Source organism: Chitinophaga sp. sic0106 (assembly GCF_019219075.1).
GTDB lineage: Bacteria > Bacteroidota > Bacteroidia > Chitinophagales > Chitinophagaceae > Chitinophaga.
On the sequence record NZ_JAHUWJ010000008.1, the window covers coordinates 15,809 to 42,242 of the forward strand.

Annotated in this window: 25 protein-coding genes and 1 pseudogene; 10 read left to right on the forward strand and 16 right to left on the reverse strand. The window is 48.0% G+C overall.

From position 1 onward, the window contains the following. The first annotated feature begins 133 nt into the window (after positions 1-133). The 6 genes from KW844_RS13580 (at position 134) to KW844_RS13605 (ending at position 3,243) form a co-directional block, all read left to right on the forward strand. Positions 134-442 (forward strand): ATP-dependent Clp protease adaptor ClpS, encoded by a 309-nt coding sequence (locus KW844_RS13580; protein WP_255578419.1) that lies wholly within the window; start codon positions 134-136, stop codon positions 440-442. Position 443: 1 nt separating this feature from the next. Then, positions 444-1,088 (forward strand): leucyl/phenylalanyl-tRNA--protein transferase, encoded by a 645-nt coding sequence (aat, locus tag KW844_RS13585; protein WP_218377312.1) that lies wholly within the window; start codon positions 444-446, stop codon positions 1,086-1,088. 47 nt (positions 1,089-1,135) lie between these two features. Next, a complete protein-coding gene (locus tag KW844_RS13590; protein WP_218377314.1) occupies positions 1,136-1,732 on the forward strand; it encodes a DinB family protein in 597 nt (198 codons plus the stop codon). Between the two features lie 227 nt (positions 1,733-1,959). Further along, complete coding sequence (locus KW844_RS13595; RefSeq protein WP_218377316.1) at positions 1,960-2,220, forward strand: hypothetical protein; 261 nt, start codon at positions 1,960-1,962, stop codon at positions 2,218-2,220. 121 nt (positions 2,221-2,341) lie between these two features. Continuing rightward, positions 2,342-2,842 carry a hypothetical protein gene (locus KW844_RS13600; RefSeq protein WP_218377318.1) on the forward strand — a complete coding sequence of 167 codons (501 nt, stop codon included), beginning with the start codon at positions 2,342-2,344 and terminating at the stop codon, positions 2,840-2,842. A 2-nt stretch (positions 2,843-2,844) separates the two neighbouring features. Beyond that, complete coding sequence (locus KW844_RS13605) at positions 2,845-3,243, forward strand: helix-turn-helix transcriptional regulator (protein ID WP_218377320.1); 399 nt, start codon at positions 2,845-2,847, stop codon at positions 3,241-3,243. Between the two features lie 75 nt (positions 3,244-3,318). Here the strand turns inward: KW844_RS13605 and mtaB are convergent, their stop codons facing one another. Then, the gene (gene mtaB / locus KW844_RS13610) at positions 3,319-4,596 is read right to left on the reverse strand and encodes a tRNA (N(6)-L-threonylcarbamoyladenosine(37)-C(2))-methylthiotransferase MtaB (RefSeq protein WP_218377322.1); all 1,278 of its coding nucleotides are present in this window, start codon (positions 4,594-4,596) and stop codon (positions 3,319-3,321) included. Positions 4,597-4,675: 79 nt separating this feature from the next. Between mtaB and KW844_RS13615 the strand changes: the two genes are divergently transcribed. The 3 genes from KW844_RS13615 (at position 4,676) to priA (ending at position 8,392) form a co-directional block, all read left to right on the forward strand. Then, positions 4,676-5,116: a DUF4258 domain-containing protein gene (locus KW844_RS13615; RefSeq protein WP_218377324.1), complete on the forward strand. Its 441-nt coding sequence runs from the start codon at positions 4,676-4,678 to the stop codon at positions 5,114-5,116. A 76-nt stretch (positions 5,117-5,192) separates the two neighbouring features. Next, positions 5,193-5,951, forward strand: a complete 759-nt coding sequence (locus KW844_RS13620; protein WP_255578420.1) for a 1-acyl-sn-glycerol-3-phosphate acyltransferase — start codon at positions 5,193-5,195, stop codon at positions 5,949-5,951. Further along, a complete protein-coding gene (gene priA, locus KW844_RS13625; protein ID WP_218377327.1) occupies positions 5,948-8,392 on the forward strand; it encodes a primosomal protein N' in 2,445 nt (814 codons plus the stop codon). Before KW844_RS13620 ends, priA begins: the two co-directional genes overlap by 4 nt. 152 nt (positions 8,393-8,544) lie before the next feature. On the opposite strand, the gene KW844_RS13630 is transcribed toward priA, so the two are convergent. Next, positions 8,545-10,509: a hypothetical protein gene (locus KW844_RS13630; protein ID WP_218377329.1), complete on the reverse strand. Its 1,965-nt coding sequence runs from the start codon at positions 10,507-10,509 to the stop codon at positions 8,545-8,547. A 31-nt stretch (positions 10,510-10,540) separates the two neighbouring features. Beyond that, positions 10,541-11,209 carry an NAD(P)H-binding protein gene (locus KW844_RS13635; RefSeq protein ID WP_218377332.1) on the reverse strand — a complete coding sequence of 223 codons (669 nt, stop codon included), beginning with the start codon at positions 11,207-11,209 and terminating at the stop codon, positions 10,541-10,543. 77 nt (positions 11,210-11,286) lie between these two features. On the opposite strand from KW844_RS13635, the gene murB reads away from it, so the two are divergent. Beyond that, entirely contained in the window at positions 11,287-12,303 is a 1,017-nt protein-coding gene (murB, locus tag KW844_RS13640; protein ID WP_218377334.1) for a UDP-N-acetylmuramate dehydrogenase, read from the forward strand. Here the strand turns inward: murB and KW844_RS13645 are convergent. From KW844_RS13645 to KW844_RS13705, 13 genes and pseudogenes are all read right to left on the reverse strand, one after another. Beyond that, positions 12,300-13,268 carry a YpdA family putative bacillithiol disulfide reductase gene (locus KW844_RS13645; RefSeq protein WP_218377336.1) on the reverse strand — a complete coding sequence of 323 codons (969 nt, stop codon included), beginning with the start codon at positions 13,266-13,268 and terminating at the stop codon, positions 12,300-12,302. The two genes, murB and KW844_RS13645, sit on opposite strands and share 4 nt — an antisense overlap. A gap of 8 nt (positions 13,269-13,276) precedes the next feature. Next, entirely contained in the window at positions 13,277-13,972 is a 696-nt protein-coding gene (locus KW844_RS13650; protein WP_218377338.1) for a type 1 glutamine amidotransferase, read from the reverse strand. A 61-nt stretch (positions 13,973-14,033) separates the two neighbouring features. Next, on the reverse strand, positions 14,034-14,915 hold the full coding sequence (locus tag KW844_RS13655; protein ID WP_218377340.1) for an SAM-dependent methyltransferase: 882 nt from the start codon (positions 14,913-14,915) through the stop codon (positions 14,034-14,036). 130 nt (positions 14,916-15,045) lie between these two features. Next, positions 15,046-16,002 (reverse strand): YeiH family protein, encoded by a 957-nt coding sequence (locus KW844_RS13660; RefSeq protein ID WP_218377342.1) that lies wholly within the window; start codon positions 16,000-16,002, stop codon positions 15,046-15,048. Positions 16,003-16,097: 95 nt separating this feature from the next. Then, positions 16,098-16,919 (reverse strand): hypothetical protein, encoded by an 822-nt coding sequence (locus KW844_RS13665; protein ID WP_218377344.1) that lies wholly within the window; start codon positions 16,917-16,919, stop codon positions 16,098-16,100. 40 nt (positions 16,920-16,959) lie between these two features. Continuing rightward, positions 16,960-17,331: a hypothetical protein gene (locus KW844_RS13670; RefSeq protein ID WP_218377345.1), complete on the reverse strand. Its 372-nt coding sequence runs from the start codon at positions 17,329-17,331 to the stop codon at positions 16,960-16,962. A 132-nt stretch (positions 17,332-17,463) separates the two neighbouring features. After that, positions 17,464-18,033 carry a hypothetical protein gene (locus tag KW844_RS13675; RefSeq protein ID WP_218377346.1) on the reverse strand — a complete coding sequence of 190 codons (570 nt, stop codon included), beginning with the start codon at positions 18,031-18,033 and terminating at the stop codon, positions 17,464-17,466. 159 nt (positions 18,034-18,192) lie between these two features. Beyond that, positions 18,193-20,124: pseudogene (gene nagB / locus KW844_RS13680) on the reverse strand (glucosamine-6-phosphate deaminase); the annotation flags it as partial. Between the two features lie 307 nt (positions 20,125-20,431). Continuing rightward, on the reverse strand, positions 20,432-22,729 hold the full coding sequence (locus KW844_RS13685; RefSeq protein WP_218377348.1) for a family 20 glycosylhydrolase: 2,298 nt from the start codon (positions 22,727-22,729) through the stop codon (positions 20,432-20,434). A gap of 17 nt (positions 22,730-22,746) precedes the next feature. Beyond that, complete coding sequence (locus KW844_RS13690) at positions 22,747-23,514, reverse strand: endonuclease/exonuclease/phosphatase family protein (RefSeq protein WP_218377349.1); 768 nt, start codon at positions 23,512-23,514, stop codon at positions 22,747-22,749. Positions 23,515-23,521: 7 nt separating this feature from the next. Beyond that, positions 23,522-24,403, reverse strand: a complete 882-nt coding sequence (locus KW844_RS13695) for an alkaline phosphatase (protein WP_218377350.1) — start codon at positions 24,401-24,403, stop codon at positions 23,522-23,524. 54 nt (positions 24,404-24,457) lie between these two features. After that, positions 24,458-25,219, reverse strand: coding sequence for a copper homeostasis protein CutC (locus KW844_RS13700; RefSeq protein WP_218377351.1), 762 nt, complete (start codon positions 25,217-25,219; stop codon positions 24,458-24,460). A 153-nt stretch (positions 25,220-25,372) separates the two neighbouring features. Then, positions 25,373-26,425: a N(4)-(beta-N-acetylglucosaminyl)-L-asparaginase gene (locus KW844_RS13705; RefSeq protein WP_218377352.1), complete on the reverse strand. Its 1,053-nt coding sequence runs from the start codon at positions 26,423-26,425 to the stop codon at positions 25,373-25,375. Between the last annotated feature and the right edge of the window lie 9 nt (positions 26,426-26,434).

Sequence of the window (26,434 nt, forward strand, 5' to 3'; positions counted from 1 at the left end):
ATGTGCGGAAAAAATAAGCTGCAAATCAGGTGTGATTTTCAGTCATTATAAACCGTCATCAGGATTATCATTACTCAATAGTGGATAAATTAACGAATATTCCGCGTAATTTTGCATAAAGCTTTCTTTAATAATGATGGAACACACTAATACTGAAGTAATTACGGAGGAACAGGAGGATATTCTGGTAGCGGAAAATGAGCAATTTCCCTTTAATCTGGTGGTGTGGAACGATGAGGTAAATACCTTCGACTGGGTGATTGCCTCTCTGGTAGAGGTGTGTGGTCATACGGCTGAGCAGGCGGAGCAATGTGCGCTTATTATCCATTTTAACGGGAAATATGCGGTAAAGCAGGGAGAATACAGAAAACTACGTCCGCTTTGTGAAGCGCTGCTGGAAAGAGGTTTAAGTGCCACTATAGAAGAATCCGTTAGTCAATAGCATGATTTTCCGTCTCTCAAAAGAACTGATATTTCCGGATGTGAATTTTGCAGAGCCAGATGGACTGCTGGCAGTGGGTGGTGACCTGAAGCCAGAAAGACTGATCCTGGCTTATCAGTCGGGAATATTCCCCTGGTTTAATGAACCACCGATCCTTTGGTGGAGCCCCGATCCGCGGTTTGTATTGTTCCCCGGTCATCTGAAAGTATCTGCCAGCATGAAGCAGGTGTTGAAAAAAAATACCTTCCGCATTACCTATAATCAAAACTTTAAGGGAGTCATCCGCAATTGTCGCAAAATACCACGCAATGACCAGGATGGGACCTGGATTACGGGAGATATGGAAGCTGCTTATATTCGTCTGCACGAAATGAGCATCGCCATGTCGGTAGAGGCCTGGCAGGGGGAGGAACTGGTAGGAGGCTTATACGGTATTCGCCTGGGCCGGGCTTTCTTCGGTGAGTCCATGTTTGCGAAAGTCAGTAATGCTTCCAAAGCTGCCTTTATCACATTTGTACAGGATCATAGGCATGTGCTTGGTATGATCGATTGTCAGGTAGAAACGGATCACCTGCGCTCCCTGGGAGCTGATTTTATTCCGCGCAGTGAATTCCTGCAAACGCTGCGTACCCTGGAAGTTTCGTAACTTGTATTGTAATTACTGCATTTTAACCACCAATAATACCCTTCACGATGAAAATTTCCTATCTGTTAGTATTCGTACTGCTATGCTCCGCATTTGTTGTTCCACGCCCACCGCAGGAAGACAGATCCTTATTGCTCACTCAGTTAAAAGAAACCAAAGCGAACCTGCTAAAAGAAGTAGCCGGCCTTTCTGAGGAGCAACTGAAATATAAGCCTGCACCTGACCGCTGGTCGGTGATAGAATGCGTAGAGCACATCTACAGAACCGAAGGCGGCCTGTTTGCCTGGGAGCAGCAGCTGGTAAGCGCTCCGGCAGATGCTTCCAAAAGATCACTGATTAAACTCACCGATGAACAGATCATCACCGGTGTGGAAGATCGTAGTAAAAAGGCTAAAGCACCGGAAGAATTTGTACCTGCCGGTGGCCAGACTTCGCAGCAGATTATTGCAGGTTTTGTGGCCCGCAGAGATTCACTTATCAGCTATGTCATGAACTCTAAAGATGATTTGCGTAACCACGTGGTAGAGCAATCACCATTAGGACCTATCGATGCGTATCAGTTGCTGCTGCTGGATGCGGCACATACCAACCGGCATACGCAGCAGCTGGTAGAGGTGAAGAATAGCGCGGGGTTTCCTAAGTAAATAGCCTGAACAGGATATAAAGCCAATAAATGCAATTTGAGAGATTGTAGAAAGGATTTTCCCTTTTTACAATCTCTTTTCTTTTTAATCCACAAGTAATAATGCAAAGTTTCCTGGTAGTATACAGTGAGATTGGATTTGTTATCGGATAGTTAAAGAGTTATTCATGTGCTGTTTTAAGGTTGTTATAGCTTAATAACAAAGCCAGGTTTTATAAAAATATCAACATGAAAATCTATCACGATATTGAAATTCCACAGACCGAACCTGTGATTCAGGATTTGGCAACATTAGTAACGTCGTTGCAAGGGGAGCTATTTAAACTCAAAATGATGTGGGCACTAAGGCATTTGGAAAATGAGATTATAAAGGAGGGAGGAATGATAATAATTAAGCAGAATGGTCAGGTCCTTATAAAGGAGTTCACTGCTGAATTAACCGCAAAAATCAAGACAATACTTGGGGCTACGAACTGGGTTCATGATTAATTCAAGCCATTATTTAGATTAATTAAATATTTAGAATATTTATTATAAACTAGTTGTATTAGTGATGTGATTATTTTGTATAGCTAACCAATTTTTTCATAACTTTGAACTTAACTTAAAAGTGAAGTGTACTAAAGGCAAAATTATTCTATATCAGGCAATCGGCCGTTTTACCATTTATACTTTCAAAGTCAGCGGTGAGGAAAATTGTTTCGATCAGTTTATCAACAAATTTGAAAATCATTCTCAATACAAGAAGGAATTTGAAACAATATTGGCTGTGATTAGAGAGTTTTGTAAACGCGGAATAGATTTTAGGAAATTTAGGCTTAACGGTGAAAAGACGGTTGAAGCTTTACTTGCGGGTGCATATAATCTGCGATTGTATTGTATACCTTTAGGCACTTTTGAGTTACTTGTTGGTAACGGAGATGTAAAGACTGCACGAAGAGTGCAAGATTGTATAAACTGTAAACCTCATTGGGAATTAATGGTAGCGCTCGAAGCTGAACTGATGTCGCGCATTCAAAATTCAGAGATTTGGAGAGATGAGTCAGAAAATAGGAAAGATGTTGAAGTGTTAGCAGGTCAACTATTATTTGAATTGGGAAATTGTGATTAATTATGAGTACAAGATTCGAAAAAGTCCTTAGTAATATACCACCTGAAACACAGGCAATGGTATCTAAATCTTTTGATGTGGCGGAAAGAATCATGGATATTCTGACGGAGAAAAATATGTCACAAAAAGAATTAGCAGATCTACTCGGTAAACGAGAATCTGAAATCAGTAAATGGATGAAAGGTGGCCACAATTTTACACTTGAAACAATTGCCAGAATTGAAATTGCTCTAGGAGAAACTGTTCTGACTGTTCCTCGCAAATTGGGCGTAGGAATAACAATCTATAAAAATCAAGGCGCAGATAATGGGAATAGGGAGAACCGACACTCCAATCCCTGTAATTTATCACCCATTATTCCATTTCAACAAAAAGATATCCGCCAGTTCAAAGTGAGGTGACAAGTGATTTTCTTTTAGAAAAAAAGGAGCCGGATGTACACATCCGGCTCCTTTTTGTATTGTCTGGTAGTCAGTTTACCTCAACTCCCAGTCCACAATATTATTACTCCATTCTTCCCTGAATGGCGTTGTAATCTTAATATAGTTATCTGTATAGCCTTCCATCATGCCGTCTTTGTTATGCGATTCAAACAGCACTTTGCGGGTTTGGCCAATATGTTGTTCCGTAAAGTAATTCAGTTTTTTAACGCTGAGGTTACGGAGCATTTTGTTACGCTCGTGACGTACGTTTACCGGTACTACCGGCTGAATATCCAGTGCAAGGGTGTTAGCTCTTTCAGAGTAGGTAAACACGTGCAGGTAAGATACATCCAGACTATGCAGGAAATCGTAGGTCTCCTGGAAGTTAGCATCTGATTCTGCGGGGAAGCCCACAATAACGTCAACGCCTATGGCACAATGTGGCATAAACTGTTTGATCATGCCTACTTTTTCGGCATACAGTTCCCGGCGGTAGCGGCGGCGCATATTACCGAGCACTTCATTGCTGCCACTCTGTAAAGGAATATGGAAATGTGGCATGAACTTGCTGCTGTTGGCCACAAATTCAATGATTTCGGCGGTCAGCAGGTTAGGTTCGATGGAGCTGATACGATAACGCTCAATACCTTCTACCTTTTCCAGTTCCTGGATAAGTTCATAGAAAGTTTCTTCTCGCTTCTTACCACCTTCAAATCCTTTTCCGAAGTCACCCAGGTTTACACCGGTGAGTACGATTTCTTTCACACCGTTTGCAGCCAGGGTCTCCGCATTCTTTACTACGTTGGCAACACTATCGCTGCGACTCTTACCCCTGGCCATTGGAATGGTGCAGAAGGTACAGCCGTAGTCGCAACCATCCTGTACTTTCAGGAAGGTACGGGTGCGGTCGTGCAGGGAATAGGAGGAGTGGAAAGAGTTTACATCCTCAATATCGCAGGAGCAGATTTTTGCGCTGTCGCCCTTGGTGAGGTTCTTCAGGTGTTCGGCGATATTGAATTTTTCTGCTGCGCCGAGTACCAGGTCTACCCCTTCAATGCTCGCAATTTCTTCCGGTTTCAGCTGGGCGTAGCAACCCGTAATGACCACCATGCTTTCAGGGGCGCGGCGTTGTATACGGCGCACCAGCTGACGGCATTCCTTATCGGCATTATCAGTTACCGAACAGGTGTTGATCACATATACATCGGCGGTATTATCAAAATCCGTTTTTACAAAGCCATCCTGTTCCAGTAACCTGCTCAGCGAGGAGGTTTCTGAAAAGTTCAGCTTGCAGCCGAGGGTATGAAATGCTACTGTTTTTACTTGTTCCATAAAGGACGGCAAAGGTAGCAACTTTTTATGTCATAGACAGGTCAGGAATTTTGACTAATTTACGCCGCGTTATAATTTTATGAAATCTGTTCAAAAATATCTTCCGGTGCTGTTGCTGGGCGTTCTGCTCATAGCAGGATGGCACCAGGAATGGTGGAAACGAGAGTCAGGCACTATACCGGGAAGCAAAGGGCATGTTACCAGCCCGCCTACACCGGAACCTAAAATAGCCGGCGCCCTGCTTAACCGCGAGGCCAGGCTGGAATTTACGAAACATGCTAAATGTCGCATGGAATGCCGTCATGTGACGGCGGCTGAAGTGGCTGAAATCCTGCAGAAAGGCGAGGTCAACCTGGAAAAATCCAATCCTAACGATCGTCCCTGCCCAACCTTCGCCCTCGAAGGGTATTCCCATGATGGTCAGCATCTGCGCATAGTTTTTGCACCCTGTGATAAAAGCAGCGCCAGAGTGGTGACCTGTATCGACCTGGATAAGGACTGGACCTGTCATTGTGAATAATTCATAATTAGTAATATAAATCGTAGTTTTCCAGCCTAATTAAAACCATTGTCAAGGGGCGTTTATGAAGTTATTTATGAAATTGTTGCGTCTTATATATGTAGTATACGCCGCCATTATCTTTTTGGGAATCATGTTTCTGATCCTGCCGCCAATTTTCCTGGCTTCCCTGCTGGGTAAAGAGAAAGGTGGAAACATCATCTTCTATTTCCTCCGGTTCTGGGCCCATGCCTGGTTTCCGATGGTAGGAATGCGGGTTACCAAAGAACACGTAGTTGAACACGGCGATAAACCTTGCATTTACGTTGTTAACCATCGTAGCTACCTCGATGCCGCCATCGCTGTAAAGGTGATGCGCCTCCCTTTCCGCCCGCTCGGAAAGGTGGAAATGTCTAAAATCCCGTTTTTTGGGTTCATTTATAAGAATTCTGTAGTGCCGGTAGATCGTTCCAACGCACCTGCCAGAGCAAAAAGTGTTCGTGAAATGATGAGCCGACTCAAAGCCGGCATATCCATCCTGATGTTCCCGGAGGGTACTACTAACGAAACCAACGAGCCGCTGCGCCCATTCCATAACGGTGCTTTCCGTATGGCCATTGAAATGCAGATACCACTTAAACCGGTATTATATGTGGATGCGGGCGACCGCTTTCCTTCCGGTAAAGGGCTGATGCCACTCAATCCAGGCAAATGCCGCGTGGTTTTCCTGCCCGAAATACCGGTAGATGGCCTTACACTCGATGATATTAACACCCTCAAACAACGCGTTTACGAGGTAATGGATGCAGAACTGCGTAAACGTCGTGCTTACCCAACCTTGCAACCGACCGCATGAAGTATGCAGATGTAATATTGCCACTGGCGTTACCCAAGAATTATACTTATTCCATTCCTGAACATATGGAAAATACTATCCAGGTGGGCAGCCGTGTGGCTGTGCAGCTGGGTAAACAGAAAAAGTATGCCGGTATCGTAAAGGCAATTCATCAGCAGGCACCGGCCGATTATAAAACCAAACCATTACTGGACCTGCTCGACAAAGAGCCGGTATTATATCCCACCCAGCTCAATTTCTGGTCGTGGATAGCCAGTTACTATATGTGCAGCGAAGGAGAGGTACTCAATGCCGCCCTTCCCGCACACCTCAAGCTCTCCAGCGAAACACTGCTCCTTTATAATGATGCTTACGGCGACGACTACACGCAGCTGGACGATGATGAATACCTCATCGCAGAGGCACTGCAGATCCGCAAGGAACTGCGCATCGAAGAAGTACAGCTGATCCTCGATAAATCCGAGGTATACAGCGTCATCAAAAAACTGATTGAAAAGAAGGTATGCCTGGTATACGAGGAACTCAGGGAAGTATACAAAGAAAAGACGGAAAACTTTATCCTCCTGCATCCCGACTATCAGCAAGATGCCCAACTGGAAGCGCTTTTCAGCGATTTTGGCCGCGCACCCAAACAAATGGAACTGCTGCTGGCCTACCTGCACCTGTTGAAAACAACCGGTGAGGTCACACAACCTGAACTGCTCAGGAAATCCAACGCCACTACTGCACAGCTCAAAGGCCTGATCGATAAAGGTATCCTGCTCGCGGAAAAACGGGCAGTAGACCGTATCAAGCAACATAAGCTGGATGCCACGCTGGATTTTACACTGAGTCCTTCCCAGGAAACAGCACTCGCAGAAGTGCGTACACACTTTACGACTAAACAGGTAACCCTGCTCCATGGCGTTACCTCCAGCGGTAAAACGCAGGTTTACGTAAAAATGATGGAAGAAGCTGTGGCCGCCGGCAAGCAGGTGCTTTACCTGTTGCCCGAAATTGCACTCACGGCACAAATTATCCGTCGCCTGCAGAAACATTTCGGTAAACATATCGGAATCTATCACTCCCGTTTCAGTAACAACGAGCGGGTAGAAATCTGGAATAAGGTAAAGAACGGCGAGCTGCAAATTGTGCTGGGCGCTCGTTCCAGTCTATTGCTGCCTTTCCGCGATCTTGGCCTCATCATTCTCGATGAAGAACATGATCCCTCTTATAAGCAACAGGACCCGGCTCCCCGCTATCATGCCCGGGATGCCGCTATCTATTATGCCAGCTTGTTCAAGGCGAAAGTGCTGCTAGGCAGCGCCACCCCTTCCCTTGAATCGTACTACAATGCACAACAGGGCAAATACGGTCTGGTAGAACTCTCCGAAAGATACGGCGGTGTAGAAATGCCCGTGATAGATATCGTAGACATCAAGAAAGAAATGGCAGAAAAAACCATGGACGGTAACATCTCCCTGGCCCTAAAAACTGCCGTAACGGAAAGCCTGGCAGCAAAGAAGCAGGTGATCCTGTTTCAGAACCGCCGTGGCTATGCCCCTTTCCTGATGTGTACCACCTGTGGCTGGATACCACATTGCAAACAATGCGATGTATCGCTTACCTACCACAGAAACCAGGATAAGCTGCACTGCCACTATTGTGGTACCCGTTACCCTTACGTATACACGTGCGCCGCCTGCGGCAGCCAGTCGCTCATCCCGAAGAGCTTCGGTACAGAGAAAATCGAGGACGACCTGCAACAGATCTTCCCGGAAGCCCGCATTGCCCGTATGGACGTGGATTCTGTGAGAAATAAGGACAGCCATAACAAAATGATCAAACTCCTGGAAGACCGCGAAGTGGATATCCTCGTAGGTACGCAGATGGTAGTAAAAGGACTTGATTTTGATAACGTAAACCTGGTGGGCGTCCTCAGTGCCGATAGTCTGCTCAGCTACCCCGATTTCCGCGTAAACGAACGGGCCTTCCAGCTGATGGAACAGGTGAGCGGCCGTGCCGGCCGCAAACACGAAAAAGGTAAAGTACTGGTGCAGGCCAGCAATACACGGCATCCTGTATTGCATTATGTGACCAACCACGACTATAAAGCCATGTACGAAGCGGAGCTGGCAGAACGCCAGTTTTTCCATTACCCGCCGTTTTACCGGCTGCTGAAGCTCACGTTAAAACATAAAAACCAGCAAACAGTGGAACAGGCTGCACAGATCCTTGCCAGCTGGCTGAACCCGCATATAGGCCCGCAACTGGTAGGGCCGGCAGCACCTCCTGTTGCCAGAGTCAGAAATAATTATTTACAGGAGATGTTAATCAAACTGCCACGGGATACCAAAGTAATTGCGCAAACCAAACATATGCTGCGCGAATATTTTATACAGTTGCTGGCGGAAAAGAAATTCAGATCGGTGACAATTGTGCCGGATGTGGATTGTGTGTAACAGCTTACGCTGATCTTATAAAAAAGAAGGAAGAACTCATGTTCTTCCTTCTTTTTTATAAATCGTTTTCGGAGCGGATTGGTGAATGATACCTTCGGTGACATTGGCTGGGTTCCGCGCTCCGCGCGGCTTGCCTGCGACGGGGTTTGTAATTATTTCCCCAGAATCAGCTCCTGCTGCTTCAAGATCAGCACCCTCTCCAGTATTTTCTTGAACAGATCTTTATCTGCCCCTTTATAGTCCACTAGTTTGAAGTATTGTACTACAAAAATGTGTGCTTTGTTTCCATCCTGCACCAGGCGCATTTTCATGCCCAGGTTCTCATTTTTATCACCGATGTTGGCAGCAAAATCATCTTTGTTCATCAGCTTATAACCTTCCGGAATATCAATGTGGAGGCGTGTTTCGAAGTAGAACGGAAACGCCAGTTGCACTGGCAGCGTATCGTCCGGCATCACCGGATTGAGGATCAGGCTGCCGCTCAGCAGCTCACCCACTTTAATATTTTTTCCGGCGCCTTTATTCTCCACCATCGTAGGAGTGTTGAGTTTAGATTTCACCACTACCGGTTTATCCAATGGCTGGCTGGTGAATAACTCATTGGTGGCGCTATAGCTGGTAACCTTGCGTGCAGCCGGTTCCAGGGGAAGAATGGAATTAAAAGCAGCGTTTCTTCTGCCTTCATCGTTGCCGGCCCGCTCAAATCCTCTTTTTACATTGATGGCAGCATAGCCGCCATAGGACTGCGTTACGTCCCAGGAAGGATTGTTCAGGCCGGTGAGCGTGGCGTCCAGACTAATGTTGCTCAAGGTATAATCGGGCAGTGGTGTGTTGATCAGGTCAGTGATTACTTCGCTTTTATCGCCGATGAGGGTATCATGGCAGCGTACCGCCAGCAGATTGATCCAGTTGGCAGGATAGCATGGGAAGCGGGATTCCGGTTCACCCGGCGCCATGGCTTGTCCGAGGGTAGGGAAGTACAGCAATACGTTTGATGCCAGTTCCGGATTTACCAAATCCTTTTGCAATGGTATCTCATCTCTGGACGAGGTAAAGAGCACGTGCGTAGGGATGTTGAGATAATACAGGAAAGCATTCATCAGCTTGATCATCCCCATTTTATCTGTCCTTTTGGTGCGTATAGCGGCGGATAAATCGCCGGGGTTGAGGTAGGGATCAGTAGGTATGAGCTGGTAATTGGTTTTCATGTATTGCTCCAGGAGGTAAAGCAGGTGTGGCAGCGGAATGCGTTGTTGCAGGAACGGCAGGTTGCTGAGTTCTTTTTCCACCAGGCGGGCTTCCTGTTTGGTGATGGCGGCGTAAGGAATAAAAGTTTCCTTGCCGAAGTCCTGCCAGTTTATTTTAGTGGTTTTGCTGCCGGTTGTTATTTCCGCCAGGGCAAACTCCAGGCGTGCCAGTGCCGGCTTTATGTTATACAGCGCGTTGTTGCGTATAGGCATCACATTTTCCTGTGTGTACGTATATACGTTGCTGTTACCATCTTCGGTGGCGGTTGGGGTGGCCTGTGGGACGGTGGAGCTGAAAGTAAACTTCATTGTTTTCGGTGCCGTGAGGCGGAACAATGCTTCTGCACAGGGGATTTCCGACTGCATGGTGAACACGCCGGCATATCCGGTGGCTTTGGTGACGAGCTCGTATTCAATTTCATCGCCGGCATTAGCTTCCAGCCCTTCCACACTGATGGTGGTACCTCCTGCATTGTTATTCACAGCCCTGGCATTGCGGGCCAGGTTCACAACGGTACTGTCGGCGCTGATTTTACGAATATTAAAGCTGCGGGTATCCTCATTGGGACCCACAGAAAACTGTATGGAATTGAAAGTATCCCGGTTAAGGGTTTGCTGAATCTGGATACTCTTATACAATTTATGGTAGTAAGCCACTCCTGCGGCTTTATCTTCATTGTTGACGTTGAAGTCGAAGGTTTCGCGGTAAATGAGCGTAAAATACGGCACATTATACTGCGCACCTGCGGGTACAGGATGTTTTACGGCATTTCGCGGCCATACATCCGGAAACTTATTATCCTGGGCTTTACCGGGTTGGGATAAAGTTATCCAGGAGAGCGTGATAAGTAAGAATATAAGTCGTTGCATAAGCATTAAAGATACGTAGTGTTGGCCAAACTCAGCGGGGTGTTTCTCCTGTTTCCTGGATGGCATCAGATTCATAGACGGCGGTACCGGGAATATTCTTTTTTGCCACTTTTAGCATGGCGCTGGCTACTGTGGCGGCTTTGATGCCACGGTATTTTTTCCAGCGGCCCTGCAGCAGGAAGTAAAACAGCTGGATAAGATATTTGCTGAACCATTCGCCCAGCCTGAACTCCTGGCGTTGTCCGATGAGGAAGCTGGGACGGAAGATAGCGACAGAAGGGAAACCAACTCCTTCAATGGCGGCTTCCAATTGTCCTTTTGTACGGAGATAGAAATTGCGGCTATAGAGGTTTGCTCCGATACTGGACATCACGAGAAACTGGCCGACGCCATTTTCATGCGCGATCCGTGCACATCTCACCGGAATATCAAAATCTACTTTGCGAAAGTTTTCTTTGGAACCGGCTTTCTTGATAGTGGTACCTATACAACAAAACAATACATCTCCCTTTATCAAATTCCGCAGGGTGGCTTCGTCTGAGTAGTCAACGATAATACTTTCCAGCCCCGGCCTGGAGTTGAACCAGTGTTTACGCACCAGTACCCTGATGTGGGTATAATACCCGTCGTGCAGCAGTGCTGATACCAGGTGTGTGCCTGTAAGGCCGGTAGCTCCTATTACAATAGCAGTTTTTTCCATGGATAGAATTGTGCTGATGTTAGTAAATCCGGTTTATCTTTGTAGGATATAAAGTTAAGTTTTTTGAATGCTTAGTTATGCTCATATCTGAAAATGTTCTGTTAAAGCCTTATAATACCTTCGGAATTACTGCAACGGCCCGTTACTTTTCCACTTTTGCGAATGCGCAGGAGCTGGAATCCTTGCTGGCAGACGGGCGGGTATCCGGACAGCCCCGTATGATCCTGGGTGGAGGGAGTAATATCCTTCTCACCAAAAACTACGACGGCGCCATGCTGAAAAATGAAATTAAAGGGATTACCGTAGTTGCCGAGGATAACGATTACGTATATGTGAAAGCGGGCGCAGGTGAAAACTGGCACGGTTTCGTGCAGTATTGTATCGGGCAAAATCTGGCAGGACTCGAAAACCTCTCCCTCATTCCCGGTAATGTGGGCGCCAGTCCCATGCAGAATATTGGGGCGTATGGTGTGGAAATCAAAGATTGCTTTCATGAATTGGAAGCTTTTCATCTCCAGGAAAAAAAATTAGTAAAATTTAACAATACAGACTGCAAATTTGGTTACCGGGAGAGTGTGTTCAAGCATGAATATAAGAACCAGTTTGCCATCATTACCGTTACTTACAAACTGAGTAAACAACCGCACTTTAATACCAGCTATGGCGCTATAGAAGCGGAACTGGAGCATATGGGCGTAAAGGAACTTTCTATCCGAGCCATCAGTGATGCAGTGATTAACATCCGCAGTTCAAAGCTGCCAAATCCGGCAGAGATCGGGAATGCAGGCAGTTTCTTCAAAAATCCTTCTATAGACGGTGCCACCTACCGCCGGTTGAAAGAAACGTTTCCTAACGTGGTCGCCTATCCGTTGCCGGATGATCATTTCAAACTGGCTGCAGGCTGGCTGATTGAGCAATGTGGCTGGAAAGGGTTCAGGGAGGGAGATGCAGGTGTTCATGCCAAACAATCACTCGTACTGGTAAATTATGGCCAGGCAAAAGGGAGTGAAATCTACCACCTGTCGCAACAAGTGGTAGATAGCGTGCAACAAAAATTTGGTGTTACCCTCGAAAGAGAAGTAAATATTATTTAGGCCCTGCTGCGGATGTGCTGAATAATTTTATCAGCATGATCGCGGGAGTTTTCAATAAACCACACATGTGTGTCCATTCCGCCACAAACCACGCCGGCTAAGTATATGCGTGGCATATTGGTTTCCATCGTGATGGGATTATAGGCAGGATATTTTTTGGCATCGTCTGAAAGGGCGATGCCTGCTTTTTTCAGGAAACTGAAGTTGGGCTGGTAGCCGGTCATCGCAATCACGAAATCATTAGGAATGGTAACGATACCATCCGGCGTAAGTATATCTGCTTCATTTTCACGTACGGCTGCCAGGCTGGAATGGTAGTAAGCTTTGATACTTCCCTCACTGATGCGGTTTTCTATATCCGGTTTAACCCAGTATTTCACTCTTTTTCCGATCCCATCTTCGCGGATGATCATGGTTACCTGCGCGCCTTTGCGGTAGGTTTCCAAAGCCGCATCCACGGCGGAGTTATTGGCACCAATTACGATCACTTTGCGGGTGGCGTAAAAGTGAGGGTCCTTATAGTAATGCGTTACTTTAGCCAGGTTTTCACCAGGTATGTCCAGTGTGTTGGGGATATCATAAAATCCTGTGGCAATTACCACATGCCGGCCATGATATTTTCCTTTGGTGGTATGTACCGTATATTCGTTTCCGTTAGGAAGTATATCAGTCACCTCTTCAAAAAGTTTTACATTCAGCTGATTGCTGGTAGTCACTCTCCGGTAGTATTCCAGTGCTTCCGGGCGGTTGGGTTTGGGGTTGATACATACAAAAGGAATGTTTCCTACTTCCAGTCTTTCTGATGTGGAGAAGAAAGTCATGTACAACGGATAGTTGTACAGTGAGTTCGTCAAACATCCTTTTTCAATCACCAGGTAAGATAAGCCTGCCCGTTGTGCGGTGAGTGCACAGGCGATTCCTATTGGGCCACCTCCGATAATGATTACATCATATGCCGCGTCCATAGTATTATTTATTTAGCTGCCAGGTAATTTAACAAGTTAACCAGGGCATTGTTGTTGACGGATAATTGTGGGGTGTTAGCCAGGATGTGGTTGCGTTGCTGTACAAACGGCCCTCCGGCTGTGATCTCGGCCTGGCCATGATCAATCATAGCCACCAGGGAGGTGGGCGTGAGTTCGATATGGAATTGCAGACCTATAGCGTTGTCGTACATAAATGCCTGGTTGTTGCAGGCAGCAGAGGCGGCAAACCGTGTGGCGCCGTTGGGGATATCAAAAGTATCGCCATGGTAGTGAAACACATCCATATGTTGCGGCAGCACGTTAATCAGGTCGGCTGCCTGCTCCTGGAAAGTAAAATCAACCGGGTACCAGCCTATCTCCTTTTGCGTGTGTGCGTATACGTTAGCGCCCAGTGCTGCTGCCAGAATCTGTGAGCCCAGGCAAATCCCCAATACTTTCTTTTTTTGTTCCAGTGCTGTTTTAACGATATTGATTTCTGTGGTAAGCCAGGGGTATTGGTCCTGGTCGTATACGCCCATGGGGCCTCCCATGATAATGAGCCAGTCGGCGGTAGCGGCGGCATCGGCGTTGGCATCGGGTTCAAACCATTTGGTAGCGGTTAATGTATGGCCTTGCGTGCGGCACCATTCGGCTATGCATCCTAAGCCTTCGAAAGAAACATGTTGGAAATAATGAATGTGCATACTGGGTCCTGCTCTATGTGAAGAATCCCACAAAGATATTCAATCGGCCCGAGCTGTGGTATTATTTTAATGCGGCGCTTACTACCCTGAAGTATTCATATCCTTTCATGTGCCTGGCCGCTTCTTTATAGTATTGCCGGCGATAATCGCCCGCGCCGCCATCGTAGTTGACCTGCATATTTCTTTCGTTGAAGATGCTGGTCCACGTATCGGGATACATGCCAAAGTCGAAGTGCTCGCCCTTTCGGCCGAGGGTTCGGGATACGGAGCGGAAACCCCGGAATTCGCCTGGATTTTCTACCGCCGCTTTATGCAGGTAGGTCAGAATGATTTGTGTGCCGGCAGGGTAGCGTGTTACATATTCGAAGAACTCATCGATTTCTTTTGCTTTAAGGCTGGAGGTAACGCCTTCCCATAGGAACAGTGTTTTATAGTATTCCCGCTGAAGGTGTGTAATCATTTGGGAAGATAGTCGCTGTGTATGTATGTCCACCGGTACGTAATCAATCGAGGTAACCTGTTCGGGGATGACGTTGAAAAGGATCTCCTGTTTTTGCAGCTGGGATTCCAGCAGGTCTACTTCTACATATTGCACCGGGATGGTTGTTTTAAGCCGGTGTGCGCGGGTATCCAGCCGGGCGTTGATAATAATGACCTGGTTGATGCCCTGGTTATTAACGGCGTCGTGGATCATGTCGTCTATGAGCCGGGTACGCGCTACTGCGGCGGTATAGGCGCCTGGCCAGCGCAGCTGGAGAATGGTAGTGGTGATTTTCCTGAGTGGTCCGTAATGACAGCAGGCAACGACTTTTTGAAACAGGGGCGACAAAAATGCTGCAGCGAAGGGATCATATAGGAGTCTTTTATGTACGGGGGCTGTACTTTCTATAGCCCGTGATAATGCCATGAAAATTGTGGCACGGCCGCCGTGCTTCCAGCTCATAAGGGGATCGAGGTGTAATGGTTATCTAATAGCGATTTGGTTGACTACTAACCGGTGCGTGCGGGGAAATTCCTGACAATCCTTCAGTATTTCAAATATAAGCAAATGCGGCCATTTTTCCCGCAGCATGTCACCGCAGGAAAATAATGGCTGTAAGGGTGGCGGTGCTGATGAATACCCAGAGTAAAATACCCTGCAGCAATGGTTTCCAGCCAATCCCGCTGAGTACTTCCCTGCTCAGGTTACTACCTATTAGGAAAAGAGTGAGTGATAATCCTGTTTTGGCAGCACTGGTGAGGATATAACTGGCATGCCCCAACGGAAAAAAGGTATTGAGCAGCAAGGCTATCACAAACAGGCCAATAAACCAGGGGATTTTGATGTTGGAATGGCCATTCCTGAATAACAGTCCGGTAAGCAGGGATACGGGAATGATCCAGAGAGCACGGCTGAGTTTAACCATGGTGGCCACCTGTAAGGCTTCGGGGCCATATTTACCGGCGGCGCCCACTACGGAGCTGGTGTCGTGAATGGCGATGGCGGTCCAGAGGCCAAACTGGGTTTGACTAAGGTGGAAGAGGTGGCCCAGCACGGGAAAGAGGAACAGGGCTACGCTGTTGAGCAGAAAAATAATTCCCAGGGATACGGACAGCTGTTTATCATTGGCTCTAATCACTGGTGCAATGGCGGCGATGGCGCTGCCGCCGCATATCGCGGTGCCGCTGGATACGAGGTGACTGGTATTTTTATCGATGCCTAATATTTTTCCCAGGAGGTGCCCGAGCAGGAGGGTGGCAAAGATGGAAGCGATGGTGAGCAGCAGTCCTTCTTTACCTGCCTGCACTGCCTGGTGGGCGTTCATGCCGAAGCCGAGGCCTATGACGGAGAGTTGCAGCAGCCACTGCGTGGTGCGGCGTGTTAGCTGCGCATAGGGGTTGCCGGTAGTTTGTGCCAGTGCGATGCCCATGAGCAATGCCACGGGTGGTGATACTACCGGCAGCAGGGTGGCTGCGGCTGCGGTAAAAAACAGTGGCTTGCGAAGCGGGGAAAATCTGATTTTGTTACTGCTGATGTGCTGGTGTGCCATATGCTATACGATGGTTTTATGCAGGCAAAGGTCAGCACCAGCAAGGACGGAGTCAAATCTTTAAAAGTAATTGGTAATAACTAAAAGTTATGACCTTAATCAATTGAAACGATATAGGTGTTAAATTTTTTGCAGAAATCCTCTTTCAGATAATTGTCGATCCCTGGGAGGAAGTTAACGGCAAAGCCGCGCTGGAGGCGGCGCGGTGTAGTGCCTTGCCAGGTCAGCGGGCGGGAATGGAGGATGCCGATCAGCTGTTTGCCCTGGCAGATAAAGGCCAGGCGGTAGCCGGGGCTGGGATCATCGATGCCGCTTTCGTAGTTGTAGTAGAGGGCGTAGGGTTTGATGGCGCTGTCTTCATCCAGCTGAAAGTTGTGGATAAAGGGTTGCAGACCGGCAACGCTGTAGTCCTTATGTTGCTTCAGGAAGTTGATAGCTGCTACCTCAATGATGCTACCGGGACGGATACTGCTTTGTTCGGTGAAGCCATCGATGGTGGCCCACATGCGGTCGCCGTTGGTAGAAACGGGAAGTTTTACATCCCGCAGCAGCGAGCCGGCGGGCACGCCGTTGACAACGAGCTTGCGCCCTTTGCGGAAGCTGGGCTTGCGGTATTCGTCGGCCGTGATATCAAAATCTATACTCACCGGGTACCAGCCTTTGCGGATGGTGGCGCAGCGTACGGGTACATAGTCGAGCAAACTGGCAATGGCTGCCCCGTTTGGCTGCTGACGGATGGTGGCTGTTTTATTGATTCTTTCGCCGCCGATAGGTTTGGCAGCTTTGGCGGGTGTTTTCTTAGTATCGGTCTGCGTTTTGGCCGCACTGGTATCTTCCTCATTATCATACTTGCTGCTGCCTTTACGATCGCAGGCAATCAAAATAACAGCGAGTAACAAATAGGTAATCTTCTTCATAAGTCACACATATACAGGTGACTAAGATAAAGAAAAAAGGTTAGTGTGCCGAATAGATCGTGTGGTGATTCAATTCAATAGATTCTATTTCCTGCATGCTGGAAAATGGGTCGAGGGGCGACCAGTTATCCGCCACTACCAGCTGGGTTTCTTTCCCGGAGAGCTGTTGCAGGTCGGCAGCGGTAATCTGATGGTGTTGTTTGGTGTTGATGAAATAGATTTTCGGATCATTTTTCAGGTGAATGATAATGCCCGGGGAGCCTTCTTTTACTTCTTCAACTGTGGCTGTTCTGACTGCATGTTTTTCGTGGGAAGCCTTGCGGGAGCCGGGAATACCGGATACCAGGAGTCCGCCGATAATAATGGCGGCTAATATAAGTCCGGCAACGCCTTTGAAATTACGTGTAGTCATAGTTGTTGGCATCAGGTTTAGCTGTATAGGTGCATACAATTTAATATTTTTTTGGGAGATAGTAACCGGTATAAAAAGAAAGAGGACGATTTACCCCGTAAATCGTCCTCTTTCCATATATTTTGATAATCGTTATTTTTTGCTGGTATCGTCTTCATCTTCATCTACCCAGTCCTCGTCGATGTATTCATCATCGTCCCAGTCTTCATCATCATCTTCATCGATGAGCAGGCTTGCTTCAGAGCCGGGTTCTACCTGGTTATTGCGCCAGTAGCTGATGATTTCATTTGCTTTGGCACTAACGGGATCGAATGTACGGATGACATTGCCTTCGAAGAGTGCTTCGGTATCCAGGTTGGTGGTGATGGCATCGAAACAGGCCTGGAGGATGGCGAGGCTGCCGGCTGTGTTCCGCAGGGCGTTGTACGACAAGCGGATGGCATCGAAGGAGCCGCTGCTGTGAAATACTTCTTCGCCATTTAGCATAGGGAACAGCCATACGATTACATCGTCGCCGGCTTCTTCACTGTTAAGAATACCAAAAAAGTCGTCTAACTGCTCAAAGCCCAGTGGGGCCAGCTTCTCGAAGGCGTTATTACGAGGGGCAAATTTAGGATGTGTTTCACCCGTAATCAGGAACAAATCTCCGAAGCCAGGTTTCGTTTTAGTAAAACGGAAGTCAATGAGGATGTCATTTTCCATTGATGCGCATTGTAGTTTGTGGCGTAATTTAAAGGAATATTTGCAATATGAAGGGTAAATTATACCAATGGTAATTACGGTGTCGTTATGCGAATGTTATTCAAAAACAAAAGGGGCTGCGGTTGGCAGCCCCTTGCAAGAAATATGTACACTATGCAATTACATAAAATGGTAGCGCACGAAAGCTTCCATGGCTGCATATTGCTGTAATCCGAGTTTATCGTATAACTGAGCGGTATTTGCGTTACGGTCTTCCGCACGCTCCCAGAACTCGCGGCTATCAGTACCCTGGAAAGGTACTACGTCTTTCTGGCTCTGGTGGATGAAGATACCGAGGCGTTTTTGGTATACCTGGTCAGGGCTCATGGCTACTGCCATTTCGATTTCATGGATTTCCCATTCCTGCCATGCACCTTTGTACAGCCATACCCAGCAATCCTTAGCCCAGTCGTCGTTTTTAACGATTTCCAGTGCAGCAAAGATGATGTCCAGACATACTTTGTGGGTACCATGCGGATCGGCGAGGTCACCAGCGCAATATACCTGTTGTGGCTTGATTTTGCGGAGCAGGTCTACCGTCAGTTTCACATCTTCAGGACCCATTGGTTTCTTTTCTACCAGGCCGGTTTCATAGAAAGGCAGGTTCATGAAGTGCTCATTACCTTCGGCGATACCTACGTAGCGGCAGGTAGCTTTTGCTTCGCAGCGGCGGATCAGTCCTTTGATGGAGCGGATCTCTGGGGTATCTTTCTGGCTTGGTTTTTTGCTGTTGATAAACGCTTTGGCGTCAGCCAGAATTTGGGTGGACTTGCTACCATCGATATCGAACATATTTTCGAAACCCACGGCGAAGTCTACGAAGCGTAGTACGAATTCATCTGTAACAGCGATGTTACCGGAAGTCTGGTAAGCTACGTGTACATCATGGCCTTGCTCATGCAGGCGGATGAAAGTACCACCCATGGAGATGATATCATCGTCCGGATGCGGAGAGAAGATCAGCGCCGTTTTTTTGGCAGGCTCTGAACGCTCAGGGTGCTTAGGCAGCTGAGGACCAGGTTTACCGCCAGGCCATCCGGTGATGGTGTCGCGGATAGCGTTGAATTCTTTAATATTCAGCTCATATGCAGAACCGTATTGTACAACGAGGTCGTTCAAACCATTTTCGTTGTAGTCCTTATCGGTGAGCATGAGGATAGGCTTGTTCAGTTTGAGCGCGAGGCCGGTTACGGCTTTGCGGATCAGTTTAGGCGTCCATTCGCAGTCGCCGGTGAGCCAAGGCTCTTTAAAGCGGGTGAGGTCAGCAGCAGCCTGCTCATCGATTACGAATTTGCAGTTAGCATGCTGTTGCAGCAGGGATGCGGGCACCTGGTCGGAGCTCTGCCCTTCTACTGAACGGCGAACGATCTTTGACTTGTGGGAACCCCAGGCCATCAGCAGTACACGCTTAGCCTTCATGATGGAACCGATACCCATGGTGATAGCCAAACGGGGCACCTGGCTCATGTTAGGGAACTCATATGCGTTTGCCAGACGGGTACTGTTGTCCAGCGTGATCAGACGTGTGTGGGAGTTGATGTTCGAACCAGGCTCGTTAAAACCGATATGCCCGTTGTTACCGATACCCAGGATCTGGATATCAATACCACCGGCTTCTTCGATTTTTTTGTCGTACTGCTCGCAGTACTTTTTGATCTGGTCTTTCTGGATCGTACCATCCGGAACGTTGTAATTGCCTTCAGGAATATCCACATGATTGAACAGGTGTTCTTTCATAAAGCGGTTGTAGCTCTGGAGAGCATCCGGCTCTATTGGGTAGTATTCATCCAGGTTAAACGTAATTACATTTTTGAAACTCAGTCCTTCTTCCTTGTGCAGGCGTACAAGTTCGGCATAGAGAAACTTAGGAGTGGAGCCTGTCGCCAGTCCTAATACACATTGTTGATTGGCAGCCTGACGCTCGCGGATCAGCGCGGCGATTTCCCGGGCAACTGCTTTGGAACCCTCTTTGGCAGAGGAATGAATTTCCACAGCAATTTGCTCAAAGCTGTCGATCAGTTCGATTTCCTGATGATTAATCGTCATTTGTAAACGTTTTTGATTAGATGCGGTTTAAAAACGAGCCGGAAAATTAAAAAAAATACTGCTAATATCTACTTTTATTTAGCACTTATTTAATTGAAAATTATTCTGAACGGATAAAACCTTTTTATATCTGATTCCGTTATTATACTTGAATGCTATCGGGAATGCTTTTTTCATAATATAAATTAGGTGTAGGAGTCAACAAAAAAACCGTCTGGTGTATGCCAGACGGTTCTTTTTTTTCTTTCCTGTAGCGGATTTCCGGCATCATTGGGTGGGAGCCCTGCCAAGACAGGCACCGCATAATTCCCGATTAGTTAATTATAATTTCATCAATAAACATCCAGGCCGGGCTACCCGCACCTACAGCTCCCGCAGGGATATTACCGTAAGGAGTGGCTTGCACCTTCACATATTTAGCCCTCACTGGTTCGAATTTTCCTCTCCATCTGTACACACCTTCTTTATTAAAGCTATTCACGACCACCTTCTCCCGGTAAGTTTTACCATCTTCCGAAACAGAAAAAACAACAGACTTTGGTGGATAAATCCAGTCGGATTTAGCATTGACGGTATTAATGCCGAACTCGCTGATATCCTGAATGCTATCCAGTTCCACCACCGCAATGAGCGGAGTGGTTTTATATCCGAACCATTGATTGTCATTATATTCCGGTGCTCCTTCAATGCCATTTACCAGGGCAGCAGGGCTACCGGGGTTATAGTTTTTCTCCGGTTGGTTTGTCAGGGTAATTTTTTTGCCTACACCCTTATGATACAGGAATGCCTGGCTATACTCGGTGCCAAAAGGGATGCCATCCTGGAATACCTGCGCACGAACGGTACCGGTTTTTGTTACCTGAATCGGTTCAGTATACGCAGTGCCTTGTGGCCTAGGAGCTGTGCCATCGGTCGTATAAGTGATTTTACCACCATCCAGCTTGGCATCCAGTTTCACCTGCATACCACCTTTCTGGTTATCTTCCACCACGCCGGTGATTTCAAACACATGTTTAGCGTAGTTAACATGTTTCTGATCCAGGCGTTTTAAATGTACTTTCAACCTTTCTACAAAGTTGTTGTAATCGCGTTTGTCGGCCGGTGACCACAGTACCTCTGCCAGGGCAGTAGCGCGTGGGTACACCATGTATTCCATATGTTCAGGGCTGGCGATGTATTCAGACCAGAGATTGGCCTGCGCTCCCTTGATATATTTAGCTTCGTCGGCAGTCAGCTCCGTAGGAACCGGCTCGTATTCATATACCTTGCTCACCGGCAGGTAACCGCCGATCGCCAGTGGTTCGGTTTTGCTCTTGGACTGGTACTTATCAAAATAGCAGTAGTTGCCAGGTGTCATGATCACATCATGATGCTGTTTGGCGGCGGTGATACCACCTTCGATGCCTCTCCAGCTCATTACGGTGGCATTTGGCGCCAGGCCACCTTCCAGGATTTCATCCCAGCCGATGATCTGCTTGCCTTGTGCGTTGAGGTATTTTTCCATCCGCTGGATAAAATAGCTTTGCAGGGCATGTTCATCCTTCAGGCCAAGGGCTTTAATGCGTGCCTGGCATTTAGGACATTTTTCCCAACGTACTTTCGGACATTCGTCGCCGCCAATGTGAATGTACTTGCTTGGAAACAGCGGCAGTACTTCTTCCATCACTGATTCGAGGAAAGTAAATACGCTGTCGTTACCGGCGCAAAAAACATCGTCCAGTACGCCCCATCCGGTGCCTACTTCGTACGGGCCGCCGGTGCAACCCAGGTGAGGGTATGCGGCGAGTGCTGCCAAGGCATGGCCTGGCATTTCTATTTCCGGAATAACCGTTACGAAATGCTCAGCAGCATATTTCACTACTTCTTTTACTTCTTCCTGGGTATAAAAACCGCCATATGGTTTACCATCGAATTTCCCTTCCCCGTAGTGGCCGGCCATGGTTTCCTTGCGCTTGGAAGCTACTTCCTGCAAGCGTGGGAAACGTTTGATTTCAATTCTCCAGCCCTGGTCGTCGGTGAGGTGCCAGTGGAAAGTATTGTACTTATGCATGGCCATCAGGTCGATGTATTTCTTGATGAAATCCACTGGGAAGAAATGGCGGCTAACATCCAGGTGCAGGCCGCGGTAACCGAAGCGGGGTGCATCCTGAATGCTTACACCCGGTACATACATGGCATTGGCTTTTTCTACCGGCAGCAGCTGTATGAGCGACTGTACCCCATAAAAAGTACCGGCGCCGGTATTACCGTTGATGGTGATTGTTTTGTTATTTACCTCCAGCGTATAGCCTTCTGCGTTAGTAGTGTCATTGCCGCTGTGGAGCAGGATGGCATTGTCGCTGCCTTGGGCAGCAATCTCCAGTTCATAACCGGTAAGTTCTTTCACCCAGCTGTTGAAGAGGGCGGCTGTTTGTTTGTCCGCATCGTTGCCTGCCACGATCACGGTACGTTTGTTCAGCAGGAAAGAGTCGGCTTTTTCCTGCACACTAACCGGCATAGGAATGATGCTCACTTTGCCTTTCGGCGTGCCTGCATTGTTGCTGTTGCTGCAGCTGAACAGTCCCAGGAGGGCTGCTGTGAGGCCCCAGAGCGATAATTTTTTCAATGTCATATTACGGTGATAGTTGTTTAAAAGCTGATCTCTGCAAATACAGGACGGTGATCAGAAGCCATTGGCTCATTGATCACCTTTATCTGCGTGGCTTTCCAGCTGGCAGGTGCTTTTGCAGTCATGATATAATCCAGTTTGATCCGTGGTTTTTCCGAAGGAAAGCTCGGCCCTGAATCGGCAGATATATCGGTAAATAATTTCTTGAAAGTAGCGATGGGCTTACTGTCTGGCAAGGCATTGAAATCTCCGGCGATGATCACCGGCAATTTGCTTTTGCTGAAATGATTGCTGAGCAGTTCCGCTTCCTGGATACGCCAGGTGTCCTCATCTTCCACATCGAGGTGGGTGCTGGCAAAGCGTACGCCTTTGGTGCCTGGGATTTGTGCTACAATAATGCCGGATGCCCTTGGCTCTTTTCCTTCACCTACCGGCATTTGCAGGGTGGTGGCTTCCTTGATGGGATAGCGGGAAAGGATGCCGGTACCATAGCCACCACCATCGTATTTCATGGAGCGGCCAAAGTAACAATGCATGCCGGTGAGCTTAGCCAGTTCTTTCAGCTGGTCAATTTTTCCACTGCGGCCGGTAGCGCTGTCCACTTCCTGTAATGCTACCAGGTCGGGCATTTCCGCATTGATCACTGCTGCAATGGCAGGCAGGTCAATTACGTTTTTCATGTTGGCAGCATGGTGGATATTGTAGCTGAGTACTTTTATTTTATGTTGGGAGATGCCGGCGCTGCTGATTAAGGAGAGCAGCAGGGCGGCAATAAAAACTCTTTTCATTAGCGGCTTATTTAAATGCTTCCATAACAGGACGACCGGTCCATACCTGCGGTGTTTTCAGACCCAAGATCCATGCGATAGTAGCGGCGGTATCGTAGGTCATCACACTGTTTTTGATATGGGTATTCTTTTTAACACCAGGGCCCTGGATGATCCATGGGATCTGCATCTCATCCATAGACTTGCCACCATGGCCTTTCTTAATACCTCCGTGGTCAGCAGTAAGGATGATGATGGAATTTTCCCACATGCCTGCATCTTTTATTCCCTGGAAAATTTTTCCCAGCAGCACATCGTTTTTTTGTACCTGTGCATAGTATTCAGGCGTGTGGTGACCGATGTTATGACCTACCCCATCCGGTTCATCGAAGTGAATGAACAGGAAGTCAGGTTTCTTAGCTTTAAGATAAGTAATTGCTTCGGTGGTTGCAAGCGAATCGTTGTCGTGCGTAGCTACGCTGTGATTAACCGCCTGTTTAGGGAAGAGGTAGCCAATGCCTTGCCAGCTGTAGATCACGCCGATTTCAGCTTTCGGCTTTTGTTCGCGCAGGAGGGTATAGATAGAAGGGAACATGCCGTATTGATCCAGTACGCGGGAGGGCAGTTCAGGTACTTTGCTGTCCCACTCCGTATAGCCGTGCAGTTCAGGGCCAGCACCCATCACCATGGATGCCCAGTTAACAGCACTGGAGGAGGGGAGTACGCTTCTGGCTTCGAGAGTCCAGGCGCCGTCCTGCATCATTTTTTTCATTACGGGATTGTCGGCTTTAGGGAAGGAATAGGCGCCGAAGCCGTCCATTCCGATCAGGATAACATGGCGCACACCTTTAACCTGTGCGTGGGCGAAAGTGCTGCCCAGCAGCAATGCTGCAAGAATCAGTTTTTTCATATTGTTCACGTTTAAATTATAGCGTCGCTGTTAAGGCAAACGGCTAAAATAGGATTATTGGCTGGATATTGCCAATGCTTTTTCAGCTATTTCACGTATTAATCGCACTTCACTTTCCTGGGATTCGGAGATACCGTATTCCGGTACGCCGGGGATGCCGCCCATACTTACGTTTGGGTTGCGGTATTCCATTTTGCTGTCGGTGTAGGCTTTTGCGGAAGTATGAAATTCCGTTACGCCGGTGGTTTTTACCAGGGTATCGATGTTGGTGCTTCGCACGCCAGAACCGGCCATGATGGCTATTCTGTCGTCCGCCCTTTCTACCAGTTCCTTCAGTAGTTCTGCTCCTTCCATGGCGGTGTTGCGGCAGCCGGAGGTAAGTATTCTTTCGCAGCCGATGGAGATGATATCTTCCAGTGCTTCAAAAGGGTTGTCGGTCATATCGAAGGCGCGGTGAAAGGTAACGCCCATGGGCCATGCGAGGTCCACCAGCTCTTTACAGCGGGCTTTATCCACTTTACCGTTGGGGGTGAGTATACCGATGACAACGCCGTTGCAGCCTAGTTGTTTACACAGTAGCACGTCGCGTTTCATGGTATCGAATTCGATATCGGAATATAGAAAATCGCCACCACGGGGGCGTATGATCGGGTAGAGGTCAATTTTTACTTTTTCGCGTGCCAGGGCGATGGTGCCATAGCTGGGGGTGGTGCCGCCTTCCAGGAGGTTATCACAGAGTTCTATTCGGGAGGCGCCGCCTTTTTCTGCTGCGATGCAGGAGGTGACGGAGCCGGCGCAGATTTCCAGGGTGAGCATGGTGTAATGATTTGTGGTTTTCTTGCAAAGCAGCAAAACACCCAAGCAGCTAAGGCTGGTGTTTTGTTGTTTTGCGGCTTGAAAGAGGGCCTTCGGCCCTCTTTCAAGCCAGGGCTTCCACCCGCCGCCGGCGGGTGGAAGCCCCAGGGGAAATTATTTAAAATGCGATTTGCCGTTGATCAGCACATTGTTCTGTTCATTGGACAGCACAGCATAGCTAAAGCCAGGCTGGAGGCAGTAAGCGCCTACCTGTCCTTTTTTATTGAGTGCGAGGAAGCCTACCTGTATTTCTTTTGCTTTTGAAGGGCTGCGTTTAACGATGCGGGTTACCGCTTCTTTGCAGGCAGCTTCAGGCGGGTATCCCTGGCGCATGAGTTCTACTACGAGGTGGGAGCCTACGATTTTAATCACTTCTTCACCAACGCCGGTGCTGGTAGCAGCGCCTATTTCGTTATCCACATAGAGGCCGGCTCCGATGATGGGGGAGTCGCCTACGCGGCCATGGAGTTTGAATGCCATACCGCTGGTAGTGCAGGCGCCGGAGAGGTTACCGTTGGCGTCCATGGCCACCATACCGATGGTATCGTGGTTGTACTGGTTGCCTGGCAGCATGAGTGGGTTAAAAGCGGTGGCGCCTTTGCTGTCGTAAGCTTTATTTTCGATGTTGATAACCGGTTTGTATTCGGATTTTTTCAACCATTCCTGCCATGCTTTTTCAGCTTCCGGAGTGAGGAGGTTTTCTTTCTCAAAACCGTTTGCCAGGGCGAATTGCAGGGCACCGTCGCCGGCGAGCATCACGTGAGGTGTTTTCTCCATTACTTTACGTGCAACGGAGATGGCGTGGGTAACGTGTTCGAGGGCGCATACGGAGCCGGCGTTACCGAATTCGTCCATGATGCAGGCGTCGAGGGTTACGCGGCCGTCTCTGTCGGGAAAGCCTGAATAGCCTACGGTATGGTTGTTAGGATCTGCTTCCGGTACGCGTACACCTGCTTCTACGGCGTCGAGGGCGCGACCACCTTTTTTCAGGATGTCCCATGCGGCGCTGTTGGCTGCGCGACCAAAATCCCAGGTAGAAACAACGATTGGTTTACCGGTTACTCCACCTTTTTTTGCCTGCGCATCTGCTGCGGAGGCAATGCTGTCTAAAGAGAAAACAGCGGCGCCCATGGCCGCTGTTTTCAGAAAACTTCTTCTATCTTTCATTGTGAGATG